Annotated in this window: 11 protein-coding genes; 7 read left to right on the top strand and 4 right to left on the bottom strand. The window is 57.2% G+C overall.

The features are described from left to right. The first annotated feature begins 212 nt into the window (after positions 1–212). Together QRN50_RS01230 and msrA are read left to right on the top strand one after the other, a co-directional pair. Positions 213–2,906 carry a bifunctional diguanylate cyclase/phosphodiesterase gene (locus tag QRN50_RS01230; protein WP_096127458.1) on the top strand — a complete coding sequence of 898 codons (2,694 nt, stop codon included), beginning with the start codon at positions 213–215 and terminating at the stop codon, positions 2,904–2,906. Between the two features lie 147 nt (positions 2,907–3,053). Next, positions 3,054–3,701, top strand: a complete 648-nt coding sequence (gene msrA, locus QRN50_RS01225) for a peptide-methionine (S)-S-oxide reductase MsrA (protein ID WP_060409458.1) — start codon at positions 3,054–3,056, stop codon at positions 3,699–3,701. Positions 3,702–3,960: 259 nt separating this feature from the next. Here the strand turns inward: msrA and QRN50_RS01220 are convergent, their stop codons facing one another. Further along, the gene (locus QRN50_RS01220) at positions 3,961–4,797 is read right to left on the bottom strand and encodes a 23S rRNA (adenine(2030)-N(6))-methyltransferase RlmJ (protein ID WP_058399133.1); all 837 of its coding nucleotides are present in this window, start codon (positions 4,795–4,797) and stop codon (positions 3,961–3,963) included. 377 nt (positions 4,798–5,174) lie between these two features. Here QRN50_RS01220 and QRN50_RS01215 point away from each other — a divergent pair, with 377 nt between their 5' ends. Both QRN50_RS01215 and QRN50_RS01210 read left to right on the top strand, forming a co-directional pair. Then, positions 5,175–5,405 (top strand): DUF6124 family protein, encoded by a 231-nt coding sequence (locus QRN50_RS01215; RefSeq protein WP_011269220.1) that lies wholly within the window; start codon positions 5,175–5,177, stop codon positions 5,403–5,405. A 119-nt stretch (positions 5,406–5,524) separates the two neighbouring features. After that, positions 5,525–5,797 (top strand): hypothetical protein, encoded by a 273-nt coding sequence (locus QRN50_RS01210; protein WP_003397393.1) that lies wholly within the window; start codon positions 5,525–5,527, stop codon positions 5,795–5,797. 175 nt (positions 5,798–5,972) lie between these two features. Here QRN50_RS01210 and QRN50_RS01205 read toward each other — a convergent pair whose 3' ends face one another. The 3 genes from QRN50_RS01205 to gbcB all read right to left on the bottom strand — a co-directional run bounded on the left by QRN50_RS01205 (position 5,973) and on the right by gbcB (position 8,278). Further along, positions 5,973–6,149: a hypothetical protein gene (locus QRN50_RS01205; RefSeq protein ID WP_154218250.1), complete on the bottom strand. Its 177-nt coding sequence runs from the start codon at positions 6,147–6,149 to the stop codon at positions 5,973–5,975. Positions 6,150–6,255: 106 nt separating this feature from the next. Continuing rightward, on the bottom strand, positions 6,256–6,450 hold the full coding sequence (locus tag QRN50_RS01200; protein ID WP_003347260.1) for a hypothetical protein: 195 nt from the start codon (positions 6,448–6,450) through the stop codon (positions 6,256–6,258). Between the two features lie 727 nt (positions 6,451–7,177). Beyond that, positions 7,178–8,278, bottom strand: coding sequence for a glycine betaine monooxygenase reductase subunit (gene gbcB / locus QRN50_RS01195; protein ID WP_003405143.1), 1,101 nt, complete (start codon positions 8,276–8,278; stop codon positions 7,178–7,180). Positions 8,279–8,587: 309 nt separating this feature from the next. Between gbcB and gbca the strand changes: the two genes are divergently transcribed. From gbca to QRN50_RS01180, 3 genes are all read left to right on the top strand, one after another. Then, the gene (gene gbca / locus QRN50_RS01190) at positions 8,588–9,886 is read left to right on the top strand and encodes a glycine betaine monooxygenase oxygenase subunit (protein WP_096126935.1); all 1,299 of its coding nucleotides are present in this window, start codon (positions 8,588–8,590) and stop codon (positions 9,884–9,886) included. A gap of 179 nt (positions 9,887–10,065) precedes the next feature. Beyond that, positions 10,066–12,477 (top strand): fibronectin type III domain-containing protein, encoded by a 2,412-nt coding sequence (locus QRN50_RS01185; RefSeq protein WP_096126936.1) that lies wholly within the window; start codon positions 10,066–10,068, stop codon positions 12,475–12,477. A 766-nt stretch (positions 12,478–13,243) separates the two neighbouring features. Beyond that, positions 13,244–20,380, top strand: coding sequence for a PI-PLC domain-containing protein (locus tag QRN50_RS01180; RefSeq protein WP_096126937.1), 7,137 nt, complete (start codon positions 13,244–13,246; stop codon positions 20,378–20,380). The last annotated feature ends 2 nt before the right edge of the window (positions 20,381–20,382 follow it).

Genomic DNA, 20,382 nt, shown 5'->3' with positions numbered 1-20,382 from the left:
AATTCCCCTGGAAAACGGGGGTTTCGCCCGAAAAATCAACGAATTTGAGTATCCGACCAGATACACTGAAGAACCTGGACAACCGGCCGACACTTTTATAGCACTAAGCCACTGTGGTCTCTTGTAAGCACGGGCCGCATGATGCAACCTTGCCATACGCGAAAGTGGGGTTTACCCCTGTCGCGACTAGTATTCCGGAAGCGAGTTTGTTCATGAAAAGCCAAACCGATGCTGCCGGTAGATCCGCAGCCGAGGTAGTGACGCAATTGCCAGTGCCCTCGCGCCTGGGCATGCTGCGTTTCGAGCGGCTGAATGAAGCCAATTGGGCGCTATTGTTTCTCGATCCAAATTGCGAAAGGCAGTTCGGACTGGCAGCCGTTGACCTTTGCGCCTTGATTGGATCCCCTTATGCCAGCCTCATGGAGCCGGAAGCTCGTTATCAACTGCACGATGACATCCAGCTGCAACTGGCCTCTTCCCCGAATTACCTGATTCGTTACACCCTTCACAGCCCCAAGGGCCCCCTTGGCCTGCTGGAAATCGGCGAAGCCTACAAACAGCACAACCGCCATCTGTTACGTGGTTATTTTCTGATCGTCGAAGGCCTTGTCATGACTGGCGAACCGGTCACGGACTCCGATCTGGAAACCCGCAACCTGCGACTGCAGATTGCCCTGGAACTCAACCAGCGCGCCCAGCGCGACCAGTTTGCCCACCTGGAGCGCGTGCGCGCCCAGCAGGATCTGATCCTGCGCCTGACCCGACATCGCTACACCACGGCCAATACCCTGCTCGAAGCGGCAGAGCTGATCACCAAAAGCGCCTGTGATATCTACGATGTCGATCATGTCAGTATCTGGAACCTCAACGACAAGCGCCTGGAGCCGATCACCGACTACAGCCGCGAAACCGGCGACTACCAGTCGCGCACGCCGGTGGATATCAGCCCCTACCCCACCTACCTGCAAGCGCTGAATACCAGCCGAGCGATCGACGCCAGCAATATCCAGACTGACCCGCGCACCTGCGAAATGGCCAAAAGCCTGAACCCGGGAGAAACCAGGGCGGTGCTCGATGCCAGTATTCGTATCGATGGGCAGGTGATCGGCGTGCTGTGCCTGGAAGAGTCCGGCTCGACGCGCGAATGGCAGTCCGACGAGATCGCCTTCGCCGGCGAGCTGGCTGACCAGTTTGCCCAGGTCATCAACAACCATAACCGACGCGCTGCGACCAACGCACTGCACCTGTTCCAGCGCGCGGTCGAACAAAGCGCCAACGCCTTTCTGCTGGTCAACTGCAACGGCGTGGTCGAATACGTAAACCCGAGTTTCACGGCGATCACCCAGTACAGCTCGGAGGAAGTCTCCGGGCACAAGCTGTCGGAATTGCCCGCGCTGGAAAACCTCAACCAGTTGCTGCTGGAAGCCAACTCCAGCCTGACCAACAGCAACAGCTGGCAGGGCGAGTTCAAAAGCCGGCGCAAGAACCTCGAACCCTACTGGGGCCAGCTGTCGATTTCCAAGGTGTATGGCGACAACCGCGAGTTGACGCACTATATCGGCATCTACGAAGACATCACCCAGAGCAAACTGGCCCAGCAGCGCATCGAGCGCCTGGCGTACACCGACAACCTGACCAACCTGGGCAACCGTCCGGCCTTTATCCGCAATCTGGACGAACGCTTTGCCCGCGACACCGATACGCCGATGAGCCTGTTGCTGGTCGACATCGATAACTTCAAGCGCATCAACGACAGCCTTGGCCACCAGACCGGTGACAAACTGCTGATCAGCCTGGCGCGGCGCCTGCGCAATACCTTGAGCCCGTCCGACATACTGGCGCGCTTTGCCAGTAACGAATTTGCCGTGCTGATCGACAACACCGATCAGGAAGCCGGGCACGCCACCGCCACCCAGGTGCTGGCCACGCTGGACAAGCCGATGTTCGTCGACAATCAGCTGATCAGCGTCACCGGCTCGGTGGGCCTCGCCTGCGCGCCGCTGCACGGTCGTGATCCGCAGACCCTGATGAAAAACGCCGGTCTGGCCCTGCACAAGGCCAAAGCCAATGGCAAACATCAGGTTCAGGTGTTTACCGAAGCATTGAATGCCGAGGCCAGCTACAAGCTGTTCGTGGAAAACAACCTGCGCCGCGCCCTGACCCAGAACGAGCTGGAGGTGTTCTATCAGCCCAAGCTGTGCCTGCTGACGGGCCGCCTGCTGGGCATGGAGGCGCTGTTGCGCTGGAATCATCCTGAAAAAGGCATGATCCGACCGGACCAGTTCATCAGCGTGGCCGAAGAGACCGGCCTGATCATCCCCATCGGTAAATGGGTCGCGCGTCAGTCCTGTCGCATGAGCAAGGACCTGACCGCCGCCGGGTTCGGCAACCTGCAAGTAGCCATCAATGTATCGCCCAAGCAGTTCTCCGACCCGGAACTGGTGTCGTCGATTGCCGCCATCCTCAAAGAAGAAGAGCTTGACCCCTCGCTGCTGGAACTGGAGCTGACCGAAGGCCTGCTACTGGAAGCGACAGAAGATACCCGCCAGCAACTCGACTCGTTGAAAAAACTCGGCCTGTCGCTGGCCATGGACGACTTCGGCACCGGTTACTCGTCGTTCAGTTACCTGAAGAAATTCCCCATCGATGTGATCAAGATCGATCGCAGCTTCATCCGCGATATTCCGGATGATGAAGACGACATGGAAATCACCTCCGCGGTCATCGCCATGGCTCACAACCTCAAGCTCAAAGTGGTCGCCGAAGGCATTGAAACTGCGGCTCAGCTGGCTTTCCTGCGACGCCATCGCTGCGATGTCGGCCAGGGCTATCTGTTCGACAGGCCTATCCCAGGCCAAGAGCTGATCGAGAAACTGAAGCGCTACCCTCGTCGCCCATCCGCCTGACAACCTTCCCTGCACCCCGCTCTCTCGGGCACACTGTCAGTCTGTTATTACACGGCAGCACTTGTTTCTACGTGTAACGGGACCTATGTAATTGCATTCATCCGTCCTGGCCCCTGCTGCCTGTCTCTAAACGAGAGGATATGGTTCATGACTTTGCGCTCGGAAATTCTAGTGAACAAAAATGTACTGCCTACCGCCGAACAAGCATTGCCGGGTCGTGAAACACCTATGGCGCTTCCGGAATTTCACTTCGTCAACGGCAATCCGCTGCTGGGGCCGTTTTCGAGCAATGTCGAATTCGCCATCTTCGGCATGGGTTGCTTCTGGGGCGCAGAACGCCGTCTGTGGCAACAGGAAGGTGTGGTGAGCACTGTCGCCGGCTACGCAGGCGGATTTACCCCGAACCCGACCTACGAAGAAGTCTGCTCCGGGCTGACCGGCCACACCGAGGTGGTGCTGGTGGTCTACGAGCCAGCAAAAATCAGCTACGAAGAACTGCTCAAGGTGTTCTGGGAAGTGCACAACCCGACTCAGGGCATGCGCCAGGGCAACGACATCGGCACTCAGTATCGCTCGGTGATCTACTGCACGACGCCCGAACAGCTCGACGCTGCCAAAGCCAGTGCCGAAACGTTCCAGGCGCAATTGAACAAGGCCGGCAAGGGCGCCATCACCACCGAAATCGAGCAGGCACCGACGGTTTACTTTGCCGAGGCCTACCACCAGCAATACCTGGCCAAGAACCCACAGGGCTACTGCGGGCTGGGCGGCACGGGCGTGTGCATGCCGGCTTGATTCGCGCCTGGCGGCCCGAAAACAGCGTTTTTCAGGCTTCTGCCCGCAGGGCGTAGGAGCGAACTTGTTCGCGAAGATAGTAGTTCAGGTGACGCATTTTCGCCGAATATACTGGCCCTTTCGCGAACAAGTTCGCTCCTACGACCTACGGTCAGAATCAAAAGCGGGCTTATGTATAACGCTGAGCTCTGCGTGGGAATGCAGTTCTGGACGCTCTGCGTCCGCTAGGCAGCGCAACTCGGCCTGGCTATGAACACGCCTACTCGGCAATCAACCAGTCCATCTTCCAGCCGCCCTGGGTCTGGCCCAGTTTCTGGGCGAGGTACGGCATCAATTCGCGCAGTTCTTCTTCCAGGCCCCATGGCGGGTTGGCGATGGCCAGGCCTGAACCGTTGAGGCTGGCCGGGGTGTCCAGCGGGTGGACGAACAGTTCGACGCGCAGCAGCTTGGGCGCGCCGGTTTCTGCCAGGTCCTGATAGAAGCGGCGCAGCAGGCGGGTATCCTTGATCGGATACCAGACCGCCGCCACTGTCTGACGCATGCGCCCGATGGTTTCCTTGAGCGCGACCGCGCAACGCTTCATTTCATCGAGCTGCTCGAATGGCGGGTCGATGAGCATGACAGCGCGCTTTTCCGCCACGGGCAGCAAGGCGCGCGGGACATGCCAGCCTTCCCCAAGATGCACCGCTACGCGGCGGTCGCCCTTCATGTTCTCCTTGAGCAGACGCCCGTCTTCGGGATGCTTCTCGTTGAGCAGCACACGCTCGCGCTCGCGGGTCAGGCGGCGAGCCAGTTCCGGCGAACCGGGGTAGTAGCGCAGCTCGCCATCCGGGTTCATGTCGTGCAGCACTTGCAGATAGTCGGACGCCAGCGCAGGCAGGTCGGTGGCGTTCCACAGACGGCCGATACCTTCCAGCCATTCTCCGGTGCGCGTGGCCTGATCGCCTTTGAGGTCGTACAGGCCGAGCCCGGCGTGGGTGTCGAGATAGGCGAACGGCTGCTCCTTGCGCGCCATGAGGGCGATCAGGCGAGTCAGGGTCAGGTGTTTGAAGACGTCGGCGTGGTTGCCGGCATGGTAGGCGTGACGGTAATTCATGGCAGCTCCTGGCAAGCTGCGCAGTTTAGCAAACCTTAGCAATGAACAAGAATTTGTAACGAATTTGCGGGACTCGTCTCTTTCGCTTGAAGGAAATTTCCGAGAAACTCCCGGCCCCTTGTGCCTGCCTGTTTCGATCTCTACTCTGCGCCCGCCGCTGCATATTCAGCGGTGAGGATTAGTAGCCCTCGTTATCCAGGCGCATTGCGCCACCTTGTGCAGGTGCCCTTTCACGGCCTGCGCTTTTATGGTGGTCGTGCGTGGGGCATCTTTGGATGCACCGGGGTTCCTGGACCGGGCTACTACCTGCGCATGATCACCACCCTCGATTAGTAGCCGACGGTGATGGTCTTCTAAAACTTCAGGAGATACATCACATGCTAAAAATCGTCCCAGATCCACCCCTCTTCACCGCCAACCCCAACGTCAGCCATGAAGACGCCCTGATGCATGCCAGCGACCTGCTGCGCTGCGCTGCCACCAGCGCCTGTGAATTCAGCGACAGCATGACCGGCACCCAGCGCGACATGACGCTGTCGATCATGCACCTGGTGGAAATGGCCAAGGTCATGGTCGACAGAACCATAGACAACCTGCAAGCCGAATGACCGCATGAACTGAAAACGACGCACTTGTAGCCAATCCTGCCACTCACGACAGGCAGGGGTTGCCCGCAGGCGGTTGTCCTTCCAGAATCGGAAAAAGCCCGATCAAAGGAACAGACGTCATGATGCACGCGGATTTGATTGACCAGGAAGACCTGCTCGGCCAGCTCAGAGCCCTGGGCTTCGAAGCACCCGGCGGCGCAACCGCTGAACAAGCCTGCGCAAACGCCGTCTGCGGCCTCAACGCCGAACGCGCGACCGCCTTGCGGCGCCTGGTAGAACAACTCCTCACCGGCAGCGCCACCCTCCTCCCCGCCGTCCGCCAGGCCATCGACCAGCAACTGCTGCCCGCGCTGGCGGCTTACAAGCAGAGTCACAGTGGATCAGGACGATAAACGCAGCGCTTACGCTTCGAGGAGTAATGAGGCTATGGACGCGTTGCGCCACAATGCATGGCAAGATTTGGGGCGGCGGGTTAATGAGTTCAGAGCACTATTGTCTACCTGCCGAAAGGTCGCGATGCACTTCCAACGTAGCAAATGCAACGGGACTGAGCGCCCCTGGTGCAACCTACAGGTGAGTAATGACCTGCATTGCAACCAATGAGATAAGCGCTGCAATAGCTCCGGTAGCGAACGGCAAAAGACCAATGCGTGTAGCAAATGACTCTTTGGCGCTCATGCGTGCATCCAGATCAGCTATTTCATGACTGACGGATGAATCTGCTTTTGGATTCAAGGTATCCATAATGCGTCCTGTAAAAATAGGGTGCAGGCCTACCACACGTCCCGTGCGAACAATCTGAACCTTTCACCTTTAAAACTCAAGGGCCAAAGGGTAGAGGCTATGGCAATCAGCTGGGCGCCAATAACTTAAGAATTGCGCTACCCGCTGTTATCAGGCCCGCGCCAACCAGGAACGGATACCAGAAAGCCTCTCGTTTCAATTTCCTGTCTTCAGAAAGGAGTTTTCGAGTTTCTGCAACAAGCTTCCGGCATTCCAGTTGCAGCTTTTCAAGCTCCAGATTGTGACGATTATTTTGTAACATCACACATCCTGTGGTGGTTATAGGCATTCAGCTCGCAGTTCCAAGAGATGATTGCTGCCGGAAGACCTCCGTGTAAATCGTCTTTATGATACAGAAATACATCAGAGCCATTCCGCACGCGGATATACCTCAATCCGCAGATTCGTGACGCAGAGCGTCACGCAATTCATTCCCACGCTGGAGCGTGAGGAACGATAAGGCTCTGACTATCGGGCCCATGCTCCGCGTGGGTATGCCGTTCCGGACGCTCTGCGTCCTGCCTTGAACCTGCGGCGCGGCGCAGATTCGTGACGCAGAGCGTCACGCAATGCATTCCCACGCTGGAGCGTGAGGAACGATAAGGCTCTGACTATCGTATCCATGCTCCGCGTGGGTATGCCGTTCTGGACGCTCTGCGTCCTGCCTTGAGCCTGTAGCGCGGCGTATATTTGTGACGCGGAGCGTCACGTAATGCATTCCCACGCTGGAGCGTGAGGAACGATAAGGCTTTAACTATCGTACCCATGCTCCAGCGTGGGTATGCCGTTCCGGACGCTCTGCGTCCTGCCTTGAACCTGCGGCGCGGCGCAGATTTGTGACGCGGAGCGTCACGCAATGCATTCCCACGCTGGAGCGTCAGGAACGATAAGGCTCTGACTATCGTACCCATGCTCCGCGTGGGTATGCCGTTCTGGACGCTCTGCGTCCTGCCTTGAGCGTGTAGCGCGTCACATAGCGTCAGGCGTATTCAATACTCAATCCGCACATCACCCTTCGGCACGCTGCAGCAGGACAGGATGTATCCCTCTGCAACATCCTCGTCGGTGATGCCGCCGTTGTGCTCCATCTCGACTTCGCCGCTCAGCTTCATGACCTTGCAGGTCCCGCAGATGCCCATCCCGCAGGCTTTGGGGATCATCAGGCCGAGTTTCGCGGCGGCGGCGTGCACGGTTTCGCCCGGTCCCACACGGATGCTCTTGCCGGTGTCGGTGAATTCCACCTGATGCAGGTCGGCGATATCGACGTCGGGCGCGTCGGCAGCGATTTCGGCCTGCTCGACCGCATCGGCCCTGGCTTCTGGCGGTGTCGCACCAAACGACTCTTCATGGTACTGCGCCATGTTGAAGCCGTTTTCCTGCAACAGACGCTTGACCGCGGTCATGTACGGCGTCGGCCCGCAGCAGAACACCTCGCGCTCCATGAAGTCCGGGGCCATCAGTTCAAGCATTTTCTGGTTCAGGTAACCGCGATAACCCGCCCACGGCTCGCCCAGCCCGTGTTTTTCACAGACCAGGTGAAGGTTGAAGTTGTCGATCCGCGACGCCATGTGCTCCAGCTCGCGGTGGTAGATGATGTCCTTGGGCGAGCGGGCGCTGTGCACGAAGACCATGTCGACATTGGCGTTGGTGTCGTAGAACCAGCGCGCCATGGACATCACCGGCGTGATACCGACACCGCCGCTGAGGTAGAGAATCTTCGGGTTCGGGAAGTCGATGGCATTGAACAGCCCGACCGGCCCGTGTACCGCCAGCTCCTGCCCTTCAATCAGGGTGTCATGCAGGTAGTTGGAAACCCTGCCGCCCGGCACACGCTTGACGGTGATCGAAAAACTGTACGGCACCGATGGCGAGCTGGAGATGGTGTAGGAGCGCATGATCGGCAGGCCGTCGATCTCCAGCTCCAGGGTCACGAACTGGCCCGGCTTGAAGAAGAACATGATCGGCTGGTCGGCCATGAAGCAGAACGTGCGCACGTCCCAGGTTTCCTGGATGACTTTGACGACACGTACCAGGTGACGCCCGTTGGCCCATGTCTGGGTCGTGACCGGGCTCAGGAAACTTTGGGACATACTCGATCTCCACGGCCGACTGTCGGCCTCTCATGCTGCGGATTCTGCGTAACGCGCGAGGCGGCCATTTACCTATCAACGACATTCACGTACTTACCGCGACCAGCCCCGTCCAACAAGGCCTGTCGCGTCGGGAACGGATGCGGCCATGTCGCCCATGGATAAGGTTCGCTGAGCGCCCGGCTCCACACTCGCCACCAAGGGTCATAAGCATGATCGACTGATCTATCGTCATGCGTGAAAAGCGATCACACCCGTATCAGCCATATTCGCAGGCCGCCCATGCCGCGGTCATGAGGGATTTAATCGATGGACGTCACCGCAACCTTGAGCCTGGGCGATCCGCTGGAACCTGCACGCAAGGCCACTGCCGAGATGCTGCAGAATCGCGAGCGCACGTACTCGCTGCCGCAGCCTTTCTACAGTGATGAGCGACTGTTTGAAATCGACATGCAGGAAATCTTTCACAAGGAGTGGCTGATTGCCGGGATGACGTGCGAAATCCCGACCAAGGGCAATTACCTGACGCTGCAGATCGGCAAGAACCCGATCCTGGTCGTGCGCGGCCCGGACGGTGCCGTCAACGCGTTCCACAATGTGTGCCGCCATCGCGGCTCGCGCCTGTGCACAGCCGAAAAAGGCAAGGTCGCCAAACTGGTTTGCCACTATCACCAGTGGACGTATGAGCTGGACGGTCGCCTGCTGTATGCCGGTATCGAGATGGGCGACGACTTCGACATGAAGCAGTTCGGCCTCAAACCGGTCCACGTCAAGACTGCGGGTGGCTACATTTTCATCAGCCTGGCAGACAACCCGCCGGCCATCGACGAGTTCCTCTCGACGCTGCGCCACTACATGGAACCCTACGATATGGAGAACACCAAGGTGGCGGTGCAAACCACCTTGATGGAGAAGGCCAACTGGAAGCTGGTGCTGGAAAACAACCGCGAGTGCTACCACTGCAGTGGCTCGCACCCGGAATTGCTCAAGACGCTGCTGGAATGGGACGACGTCACCGATCCCCGCGCCGATCAGACCTTCAAGGATCATGTCGCCGCGTCCGCCGCTGCCTGGGACGCAGAGAAAATTCCCTACGCCCACGCCAGCTTCGGCCTGCGCAACCGTATCGTGCGCATGCCACTGCTTAAAGGCACAGTGTCGATGACCATGGACGGCAAGGTCGGCTGCAAGAAACTGATGGGCCGTATCCAGAACCCTGACCTGGGCTCGATGCGCATTCTGCATTTGCCGCACTCCTGGAACCACTGCATGGGCGATCACATCATCGTCTTCACGGTGTGGCCGATCAGTGCACAGGAAACCATGGTCTCCACTAAATGGATTGTCCACAAGGATGCGGTCGAAGGCGTCGATTACGACGTCGAGCGTATGCGCCAGGTCTGGGACGCTACCAATGATCAGGACCGTCGTCTGGCCGAGGAAAACCAGCGAGGCATCAACTCCAGCGCCTATCAACCCGGCCCTTACTCGAAAACCTATGAGTTCGGCGTGGTCAACTTCGTCGACTGGTACAGCTCGCGCATGCTGGAAAACCTCGGCGCGGAGCCTGCACCGTATTTGAAGGGCGTGGCGGTCAATCACGAGTAGCGTTTACCCCGCCAACGCGATACTTCAGGGCTGACTCACTTCACGCACGAAGCGAGTCAGCCCGAGCCTCGCCGACACAAAAGCCTTCCCGCCGATACCGTCATTTCTGACAGTTACGTGAAAAAACCTTTCGTGATCAACTCCCGTTGCAGTCAATCCAACGGACGGAGACACGAATCATGCTCAACCCAAAAATCATCACTCAATACAAAAACAAGAAGGTCGACGCCGCATCGACCATGACGGATATATCAGGGAAAAATATCCTCATGGGCTTCTGGCATAACTGGCCCTCGGAATCAGGTCAGGGCTACCAGCAGGGAATGTTTGCCGAAATGCCGCTGACAGGCATAGATAAGGCCTACAACGTCATTGCAGTGGCTTTCATGAAAGGCGCCGGCATACCGACCTTCAAGCCTTATAACCTGAGTGATGAGGCGTTTCGCGCTCAGGTAGCGGAACTGAATGCCCAGGGCCGGGCGGTGCTGATCTCGCTTGGCGGGGCTGATGCGCATATCGAGCTGCATGCCGGCCAGGAAGAAGCGCTGGCCTACGAGATTATCCGGCTGGTCGAAGTCTATGGCTTTGACGGCCTGGATATCGATCTCGAACAGGCCGCCATTACCTTTGCCGATAACCGCACCGTATTACCCGCCGCACTGAGAATGGTGCGCGAGCATTACGAGACCGAAGGCAAGCATTTCATTATCAGCATGGCTCCGGAGTTTCCTTATCTGCGATCGGCTGCCCGCGATACGCCACTGCTGAAAGAAATCACCACCTACTTTCCGTTTCTGAAAGAAGCCGTCGCCTTCCTCACGTCCTTCAGAAGTGGCGGCGCGTACCTCGCTTATATCGAGGCGCTTGAGGACCTCTATGACTTTATCGCCCCCCAATACTACAACCAGGGTGGCGACGGCATATGGGTCGACGAGCTCAACCTGTGGGTGACGCAAAACAATGATGCCCACAAGAAGGAATTTCTCTATTACCTGACCGACAGCCTGATCCACGGCACGCGCGGCTTTACCAAAATCCCGGCGAACCGGCTTGCGATCGGCTTGCCCACCAATAATGACGCCGCCGCGACAGGTTATGTGATCAACCCGGACGACGTGAAATACGCCCTGGACACCCTGCAGGCCGACGGCAACCCGATTCGCGGTCTGATGACCTGGTCGGTCAACTGGGACAATGGCACGCCCAAGGTTGGCGAAGCCTATAAATGGGAGTTTGCCAAACGCTACGGTTATCTCACCGGCGGCGAAACGCCCGTACCTGACAAGCCTTCAGTACCCACTGGCCTCAGGTCAACCGAACAAACCCCAACGTCGGTGAAACTCGTCTGGTCGCTGTCGGCAGGCCAGAACCCGGTACTGCGCTATGAACTGCGCCGCGATAACAGCGTGTCGTTATTTGCGGACAGTCCTTCGTATGAAGACACCGGCCTTCAGTCCGGTATCACTTACAGTTACCAGGTACGTGCCATTGATGTCATGGGCAACACCTCGGCATTCTCTCCAGCGATCAGCGTGAGTACCCAGGCAGGCGGCGGCGGTGCGGCGAACCCGACACCACCAGCCTTGAGCCTGGCAGGCGTCACCGATAGAAGTGTATCGCTGGAATGGACACAGTCCAGCAGCGAAGCTGGACTCCTCGAGTATCAAATTGCCCGGGATGGCTGGCCTTTTGTGAAGGTCCCTGCTGACCAACCACGCGTCTATACCGATGAGAACCTCACACCGGGCAGAACGTATACCTACTTCGTTATTGCAAAAGATATACAGGGTAAGTGGTCGGAGATCAGCAACGAGCTGGAAGTCCCAACCGATCTGGAACCCTATAGACCTTCAGTGCCTGTCGACTTCAGGTCAACCGGGCGGACCACCACATCGATAACGCTGGACTGGAGTGTTTCGACGGATGCCAGCGGTCCGTTTGACTATGAGCTGTTCCGCGAGGGTGTTTCGATAGGCAAGGGCAAGGTTCCTCCCTTCATCGACGAAGGCCTTCTGCAAAGCCGCCTTTATGGTTATCACATCATCGCGACCGACAGTCTGGGCAACAGCTCAGGACTCTCTGAAGAACTTCTGGCCACTACAGAATCCGAGGCGTCCAATGATCGACCTGCGCCACCCGGCAACTTGCGTCAGACAGGTGCGACCCCCACCAGTGTTTCACTGGCATGGGATGCACCTACCGGGGGTACTGCCGTTGACGTCTACCATGTCTACAGTTTCGACGCGCCTACTGTGGCCGTCGACTCAACCGTACTGACTTATACCGTCAGAGGCCTGACCCCAAGCAAGACCTATCAGTATCTGGTCGGCGCACGCGATAAAGATTCAGAACTGTCCGGGCCCAGCAACGTTGTGCAGGCCTCGACCAGCGCCGCATTGCTTGAATGGAAAACAAATACTGACTACGTGAAGGGGGATAAGGTGATGTATGCCGGTGCCTCTTACATCTGCCTCAATCCTCACCATTCACAAACAGACTGGTACCCAGGCGGTGCGCCGACGCTATGGGCACCCTGGACCGAGCAAGCAGGCGGCAGAGGTTTCCGCGACTGGCCGAAAGAATGGCAGTGAACCTCGCGAGTACCTGCCCTGGCTCATAAACAGACGGTGACGGTGTAATGACTGAACGACTTATCCACAGCGCCCAAAAAGCGTTTATGGATAAGTCGTTTTTTCGTAGGCTCGGAAATAGCTCGGGCAACAACGAGTTACCGTGGAACACCTCAATCACAAAGCCTGTATGTTTTTTAACCAACTCTCTGCAGAGCTTAATTTCATTGGGCTACAGACGAGCACGAACACCTTATCCACAGAAGCGCCAACAGACTTTGGGTACAACTTGGTCCAGATAACCCATCCGCTGTGGACAACGTCTGAAATGGCCAAAAAAACCTCGCCGTCAGGATGATTTCGCGCGCAACCTACCATCCTGATCATTTTTTGAACAACAGCTCAAGACCCTTTAAATATATGGCCTGCAGACAACCACAAACAAGTTGTCCACAGTCACACCAACAGAGATTGTGGGCAAAGTGAGTGACTGACAGGTAGCGCCTGAATGCTTATCCACAAAAAGCCCAATGGAAATAACCACTTAGATTGATCAATTTTTGATCGCTACGTCACACGCCACGTCCAGCAAGAGCTTCAGCGATTAACGAACACTTTATCCACAGGCACGCGCACAGGGATTGTGTGTAAGTCCATCACGGCTGCCACGTCCACCTATCAGTTTTGCGAGTATCTCGACGCGTGGCACGCGCATAGGCTCTTTTCAGCGCTCCTTGATTAATCAAAGAGGCAATTCCGAGCCACTGTGAATGGACGCACCGGTGCCATGAAAAAATACCAAAGGACTGTATTGTCAGTGGCGTTCATCACAGGCCTGCTATTGGCCTGGCTCGTCAGTGCGGCCCCAGACCAGGGACCTTCTTCTCTGCCAGCGCCAGCGGTGTCGATTGCGCAAGTGTCGACCGTCAGCAGGGAAGTGAATGCGGGCACGTTCGAACAACCACGACAGGCCGGAGAACCCGCCTTCGAGGGCGCCGTGTTCTTCGTCCATACGGGCCAGTTCATTGCATTCTTTATCGCAGCCTTCGACAGCCAGCCTGAACAGCTCGATCCGGCCCCTCCCGACGCACCCCATTCGACGGACTTCTGGACCTACGCAGGCCAGCATTCAGGCCTGGGACCTGACCTTAAGCCATTCGACGAGCCAACCCGCGAGGGGGCGCTGCACCTGGCGATGATCGAAGGCAAAAACGCCTTGCTGAGCTCGAAAATCACCGGCATGCCCGGTCCGCAAACGCCCTATCCAACCACAGCGCAAAGCAATGACTTCTGGGACTTCATCGGCTTTTTTGACAAACCCGGAACACCTGAAGCGATGAAAACCGATCAGGATCTGGTCTGGCCTGGCGTCTTCGTCTATTTCGAGCAGACCAAGGCCGTTTATCTGGCGCAGCACACCGGACGCCCAAGCGTCGATGCATGGCCTGCACCCGGCACAGAGCGCGGCGCCGGGTACTGGACGTTTGCGGGGACGCTGTCAGGCATTCAGACCTCCCTCCCCAAACCCTGGACCGACCTGAGCACGTCGAAAGGCTCTTATTATCGCAACCCGCTGACGCCGCTACGCAGTGACTACTACGCCTCCACCTTTATCGGATTCGCGCCCCTTCTGAATGCACAATTCCCGAGCGGCGCGCAGAGCAATCAGTACTGGGATTATCGCGGCGTCCATGAAGGCTCATACACCGACCAGAAAGCCTTCGGAGAAAACACCGCGCTCGAAAAACTGCATCGCGCCAAACTGCAGGGCAAGTGGGTTTCGTTTGCGGCGCACTTCTCAGGGGCAGTTGAACAGCCTTACCCGACCTCGCCCACCAACACCACTTATTGGGGAGTGCGCCACATCACCCAGAATGCCGGAACCTGGCAGGACCCCAGGACTGACCTGGACACCGAGACGTGGGTCGGCGCTATCCATTCGGTACAGCAGGGCCAGGGAAAAGCGCTGTACCGTGCGCTGAAATCCTGGACCGCGCCGCCAACCGGCTGGGATTACAGCCAGACCGACGAGTTTGAGTTATTGGGGACCTCCCTCCATGCAGGAACAGTGGCCGACCCCAAAACCCAACAGGAATTTACCTGGCCCGGCGCAGTGCACGAAACGCTGATCGACGACAACCCGGTGTATTTCGTCTCGCTGGCGGAAGGCTTTCCCTCCAAGCATGACTGGCCGCTACCAGCCACACCAGAAAGCAACGAGCACTGGTCGTATATTCCAGAGATACCACCGCTGGGTACCTTCGAAGCCCCGAGACGATTCGATGACTACAGCCAGGCAGGTTCGGTGTACGTGGATGGCACCGTTCCAGGCGCGCGCACGTTCTATGTTTCCAGCTACGAAGGCTATCCCGCCAACGATCTCGACAGCTTCTCGACGGTGGGCATCGTCGATCCTTACTGGGTCTATGCAGGCGGACACGCAGGCACATGGAGCGACTTCAAGCCCTTCGATGACATCACCCGGATCGGCGCACTGCATGAAGCCTCGATCAAGGGGCAGCGTGTAGTGCTGCGCTCACTGTTCGACGGCATGCCCTCTGCCGCGACGCCTTACCCAAGTGATCTTGCCAGTAACACCCACTGGGAATTCGTCACAGTGTTCAAACATGCCGGTACGGCAGACGACCTCAAAGGTCGTGATGACGCCACATGGCCAGGCGCACTGCACCTGGATGACGATCAGCACATCATTTTCGCGGCCCGGCAGCAGGCTCAACCGGTTGCAGGGGGATGGGTTTATCCGGCGGGTGAAACAAGCGATGAGCAGTGGAGCTACGTGACCTCACTCAACGGCGGCACTGCCGAAACGCCACGCGAACGTAACGACATCAACACCCCCGGCGCAATCTTTGCCGACCAGCTTGGCCTGACCCGTCAAAAACTTTTTCGCTCCAGATTTGCCGGATTTGCCCAGGATGTGGGTGCCGTCTATCCCTCAGGTGAAGAATCCAACACGTTCTATGAGTACGCCGGAGAACATGCCGGCACCTTCTCGGACCCAAAACCCTTCACCGATCCTACCTGGCCGGATGCGATACACGTGGCCACCATCAATGGCCAACGGGTGCTCCTCAAATCGAAGATGACCGGAAAGCCCACTTCGCAAACACCTTACCCGCAAGACCCCACAAGTACAGACTTCTGGGAGTTCATGTTTACCTCAGATCAGGCGGGCACTTACGCCGACCCCAAATCAATGAGCGGCGAGACCTGGATTGGCGCTGTTCACGAGTACAGCTCATCAGGCAGGCGCCAGCTTTACATCGCTCAGCAGTCGGGAAACCCGATCGCCGACAATTGGCCTCTCCCGACTTCGGGCGACACACAGTATTGGAAAGTGCTGGGCCTGGTCCGGCACAAAGGCACGTTTGCCGATCCGAAAGACTTCGATGAAATGACCAGCCAGGGGCTGATTCACGCCACTATCGTTGAAGGGCAGCGCGTCTATTATCGCGCCCTCGCACGAGGCGTTCCTCAAGCCAATGACTGGAGTTACCCCGCGCCCGGAACCCACAACGAGCACTGGGAGTATCTGGGCACAAACCTTCCCGTGGGCACCTGGGCCGATCCGAAAGGCGACTCCGGCTTTACCACGCCGGGCAGCATTCACGCGATGCAAGCCAGAGACCGTACTCTGTATCTGCTTTCCAAGGTCGATGGACTGCTTGCCGAGCACGACTGGCCGATTCCGCTGGTCGGAGAAAATGATTACTGGACAGTGGTCGGGGAATCCCGGCATTCGGGCGAGATCATCGACCCCAAGGATCAGCAGGAAGTGACCTGGACCGGGGCGATTCATATGCGCCAGGTCGACAACACCAGGCGTTATTACCGCTCGAAGATTACGGGCAATCTCGCGGTCATCGGCATCGATCACCCGCTGCCGCTGGAGGCAACCGACAACGCCTGGTGGGAGTTCGCGGGGCAGTCCTCTCACCAAGGCACACTGACTGATCCAGTGCAGACGGGGGAGATGATCAGGCCCGGAGACACTGTCAAGGTTATCCATACTGCGGACGAGTATTACCAGGCTCGCTTTGCCGGTGTTTTCAATACCGGGCATCCGCTGCCTGACTCACAGCAAAGCAATGACAACTGGTTTTATGTGGGTAAAAGTGCCTTTGCAGGCACCTTGCAATCGCCCAAGGACGCTTACGAAATCACCTGGCCCGGTGCGATTCACCGCTTTGAAGTTGATGGAAAGGCTTACTTCGCAAGGGCCCTCATCGATGGCGCTCCCGGCCAGGAAGGATGGCACTATCCGGCACCGCCTGACAGTAACGAGCAGTGGTCTTACCTGGACATGGGCATTCACGCGGGCAGTTGGCTCGATCCGAAACCTCAATCCGATGCGACCTGGCCAGGCGCGCTGCACGTGGTGAAGATCCCCACCGGCATCGGCGAAAGTTTCACCCGATGGTTCTACAGATCAAAAATCTGGGGGCATGTAGCGGATGATGAAGAGGGTTACGCGAACGAAAACAACTTTGATCGTGTGGGCTTTTCGATTTACCAAGGCACGCTGAACAGTCCCAAGCTTTTCGATCAGCCCACCTGGGTGGGCGCCATCCATCTGGACCGGGGAACGCAGTTTCTGTTTGAAGCCAGAAAATCCGGCGAAATGGGTATAGATGTAGGCGAGCGGCCAATGACGCCGACGGATAACGAATCCTGGCACTTCCTGGGTATCAGCAAGCACTTCGGCACCCAGAACGATCCCAAGGAATGGGATGAATACACCTGGCCCGGACGTCTGCATCGCTATGAGCATGACGGCAAAACACTCTATTTTCATGCACAGATGACAGGGACACCCTCAGCCAACAACTGGTACTACCCGACCGATGAAAGCAGCACCGAGCAGTGGGCCTATTACGGTACAACATCCCATGCAGGCACTTTTGCCGACCCTCATATACCTGACGAAGTTACGTGGAGGGGAGCGATTCATCGCGTAGAAAAAGACGGCATACGGTTCTATTTCAAAGCCAGAAGCGCTGGCATACCCGAGCAGCAGAACTGGACCTACCCCACGGACGCGACGAACAATGAGCATTTCATCTACGTAGCGACCGAAAGACACGCCGGCACGCTCAGCGATCCCAAGGATGAGAAGGAGCCCGTCGTGCCGGGCGATTATGTAAAAACACCCCATGAGGGCATTGATCTTTATTTCATCGCAAAAAACAGCGGCGTTCCTTCATTGAATGACTGGCCGTTCCCCTTCGACCTGCGAGACACCGAAAACTGGGTTTTCTATGGCATCTCCAGAAACGCAGGCACCCTCGATGCCCCCAAGGAGTGGGACGAAGTCAGCTGGCGCGGCGCCGTGCATGTGCACAACGTCAGCGGGATGCGTTTATTGTTTAGCGTGAACTCCGACAAGGAGGGCATTCCAGAACAGGACAAGTGGACGCTGCCTCCGAACGCGCCACTGGATGCGGACGAAGAAAAGAAGCCTCCGGCTCTGGTCGAAAAGTCACCGGCCTGGAAGTTTCTTCAGGTCACGCACCTCAACGGAACACGCGAACAGCCCAAAAGCGTAGCTGACTGGACGCAGAACGGGCTCGTCCACCAGACCACCATCGACTATCAGCGCATGCTGTTCAGGTCGAAGTTCACAGGGAAGAACGACTACCCCAAGGGGCAGCCCGCAAAAGATGACCCCGTTGCCCCCAAGAGTTCTACATGGTGGGAGTTCTTCAGCAAGGGACGGGGCACCCTCCAAGTGCCCAATACCTGGAACGACTACGCCTACCCGGATGATATCTACAGCTACGACTACCAGGGCGAACGGTTGTTATTCCGCGCAGAAAAAGAGGGTCGTCCTTCTGAAAAAGGCTGGTACTTTCCGACCTCGGAATACAGCACGTCAGACTGGACATACCTCTACAAAAATGAAGGTAACTACGCCGATCCCAAAACGTGGAACGAATTTACGCGTGTGGGGGAAATCCATCGTTCCGATCACGACGGCCAGACGTGGTTCTTCAAAGCCTTGCAGGAGGGCAGCCCTGCCAGACACAACTGGTATTACCCTGCTGGTGCCGCAGACAATGGTTTCTGGACCTATGCCGGCAAGCATGCAGGCACCTGGCAGGACCCGAAGGAATGGAACGAGCCTACTTATCCTGGCGCCATTCACTCGCTGAATAACATCACTTTTTACCGTTCGAAATTTTCCGGTAACGCGGCGACGCACTATTGGTACTACCCGACCGCCGAAACAGAAAACGCCTACTGGATCAAGGTCAGCAAGGACGCTTATGCAGCGCCGGGCATCAATGATTTTACCAGGCCATTCGATCAGTACACATGGGTCACCGCGCACAACGCCTATCTGGACGCCATTACCCCGCAACTGGAGCGTGGGATCAGAGGGTTCATGCTGGATATCCACATGGATGTGGGCGATTACAACGGGCAAAAACGGGTTCGGGTATGCCATCTGCCGGCGATCGGTGCATGCTGGGCGGACGCGCCCTTGTTAAGCGACGTACTCAGAGAGTTTGTTGCCTATATGCAGAAAGACCGAAATGCCGTCATTTCCCTGCTGTTCGAATCGACGCTGAGCTCAGACGAACTGCGTCCGGTGCTGGAGCAAGTGCCGGAATTGGCAGATTACAGCCATGTGTCCAATGGATACAGCTGGCCAACGCTTAGGGAAATGATCGACAGTAACAAACGCCTCGTCATGTTATCGAACGGAGAAGTGGCCAAAAGGTACACGCTGGCCGGCAAGCAGGCCGAGGTTCTTTGGGCACCCGATACAGAAGTCGAGAACACCTATAACCTGGGTATAACGTCGCTGGTGCATGACTGGCAGTGCAAAAGCCGCTACGGTTACATGGACCTTTCGTTACGCACCCGGGACGGCGGCCTGCCGCGGTTATTTGTCCTCAATCAATTCCATTCCTGGGGCAGTACTACGCTGCATGCAGGGGACGTGGATAACAACCTGACCTGGTTGCAGCGCAGGGTAGAAAACCATTGCGGTGAAGCGACCGGTTGGCGCAAACCCAACTATCTGGGCATTGATTTCAACCAGGTGGGTGACGCACTGCCCTATGCCGCGACGCTTTCTCAAGGCGGTCTTTATTTCTACGAACGCAACAATGCCGATCGTGGAGGCGACGCCTCCTGCGTGTTGCCGGTCAATCAGAGCGGGGGCAGCAGCGGCGTTCAATATGATCTGAAGCTTGCCTCACGCGGGTGTGAGAACGACGAACTCAGGTCAATGGAACTTGAAGGTGTTCGAGCGGGCACGCGTATCGAACTGTACGACAACCCCAACGGTGACCGGCAAGATGACTTCACGATCATAGACGTCAAACAATCGGTCCCCATGGGCAAAAGGGTGCGAATCGATTCATTCGAGGGCACGACCGATACGTTCTATTACCGTAAGCTCGCCTCTCGCAATAACGGGCTCGACGGTAAGGTTTCACGAATAAGAGTGCTTAACAAGCCAGACGATAACGACATCAGTGACGCAAGCATTGTGTTCTATGAAGGCAACGGGGCAACACAGAATATTGTCTGCACCGTTCCCTTCAACGTCGACAGGCAATTCAAGATGGGCAGTGGCAACAACAACTATGGCTGCGACAACGATGAAATACGCTCGGCCAAAATACTCAAGGCCGGCAAGGGATCGATGTTTTCGGTGACTGGCAGGCCGGACGGAGGCTTTGGTCAAGGCCGTACAGGCGTGACGTTCAAACGAGCCATTTTGCTACCCATCACGATTTCGAGTTTCGATCGCAGTTACGAAAACGCGGATGTCAAAGTCGAGGTCAGCAATGGCGGTGATCTGGACGGGAGTATTTCGTATGCCTACTTCCGGCCTCTCTCCGAGCAGAAAGGCAAACCGCCCATTAAAGAGGGCAGCACAAGACCCTAGCC

The sequence above is a fragment of the Pseudomonas sp. MEJ108 genome, assembly GCF_030208985.1.
GTDB classification, from domain to species: Bacteria; Pseudomonadota; Gammaproteobacteria; order Pseudomonadales; family Pseudomonadaceae; genus Aquipseudomonas; species Aquipseudomonas fragariae.
This window is presented reverse-complemented; position numbering and strand designations above follow the sequence as displayed.

Coding starts and splice junctions, on each gene's coding strand:
- QRN50_RS01210 (WP_003397393.1), top strand. CDS start 5,525: ATGATGCACGCGGATTTGATTGACCAGGAAGACCTGCTCGGCCAGCTC.
- QRN50_RS01180 (WP_096126937.1), top strand. CDS start 13,244: ATGAAAAAATACCAAAGGACTGTATTGTCAGTGGCGTTCATCACAGGC.
- QRN50_RS01220 (WP_058399133.1), bottom strand. CDS start 4,797: ATGAATTACCGTCACGCCTACCATGCCGGCAACCACGCCGACGTCTTC.
- gbcB (WP_003405143.1), bottom strand. CDS start 8,278: ATGTCCCAAAGTTTCCTGAGCCCGGTCACGACCCAGACATGGGCCAAC.
- QRN50_RS01185 (WP_096126936.1), top strand. CDS start 10,066: ATGCTCAACCCAAAAATCATCACTCAATACAAAAACAAGAAGGTCGAC.
- QRN50_RS01215 (WP_011269220.1), top strand. CDS start 5,175: ATGCTAAAAATCGTCCCAGATCCACCCCTCTTCACCGCCAACCCCAAC.
- msrA (WP_060409458.1), top strand. CDS start 3,054: ATGACTTTGCGCTCGGAAATTCTAGTGAACAAAAATGTACTGCCTACC.
- QRN50_RS01230 (WP_096127458.1), top strand. CDS start 213: ATGAAAAGCCAAACCGATGCTGCCGGTAGATCCGCAGCCGAGGTAGTG.
- gbca (WP_096126935.1), top strand. CDS start 8,588: ATGGACGTCACCGCAACCTTGAGCCTGGGCGATCCGCTGGAACCTGCA.
- QRN50_RS01200 (WP_003347260.1), bottom strand. CDS start 6,450: ATGTTACAAAATAATCGTCACAATCTGGAGCTTGAAAAGCTGCAACTG.
- QRN50_RS01205 (WP_154218250.1), bottom strand. CDS start 6,149: ATGGATACCTTGAATCCAAAAGCAGATTCATCCGTCAGTCATGAAATA.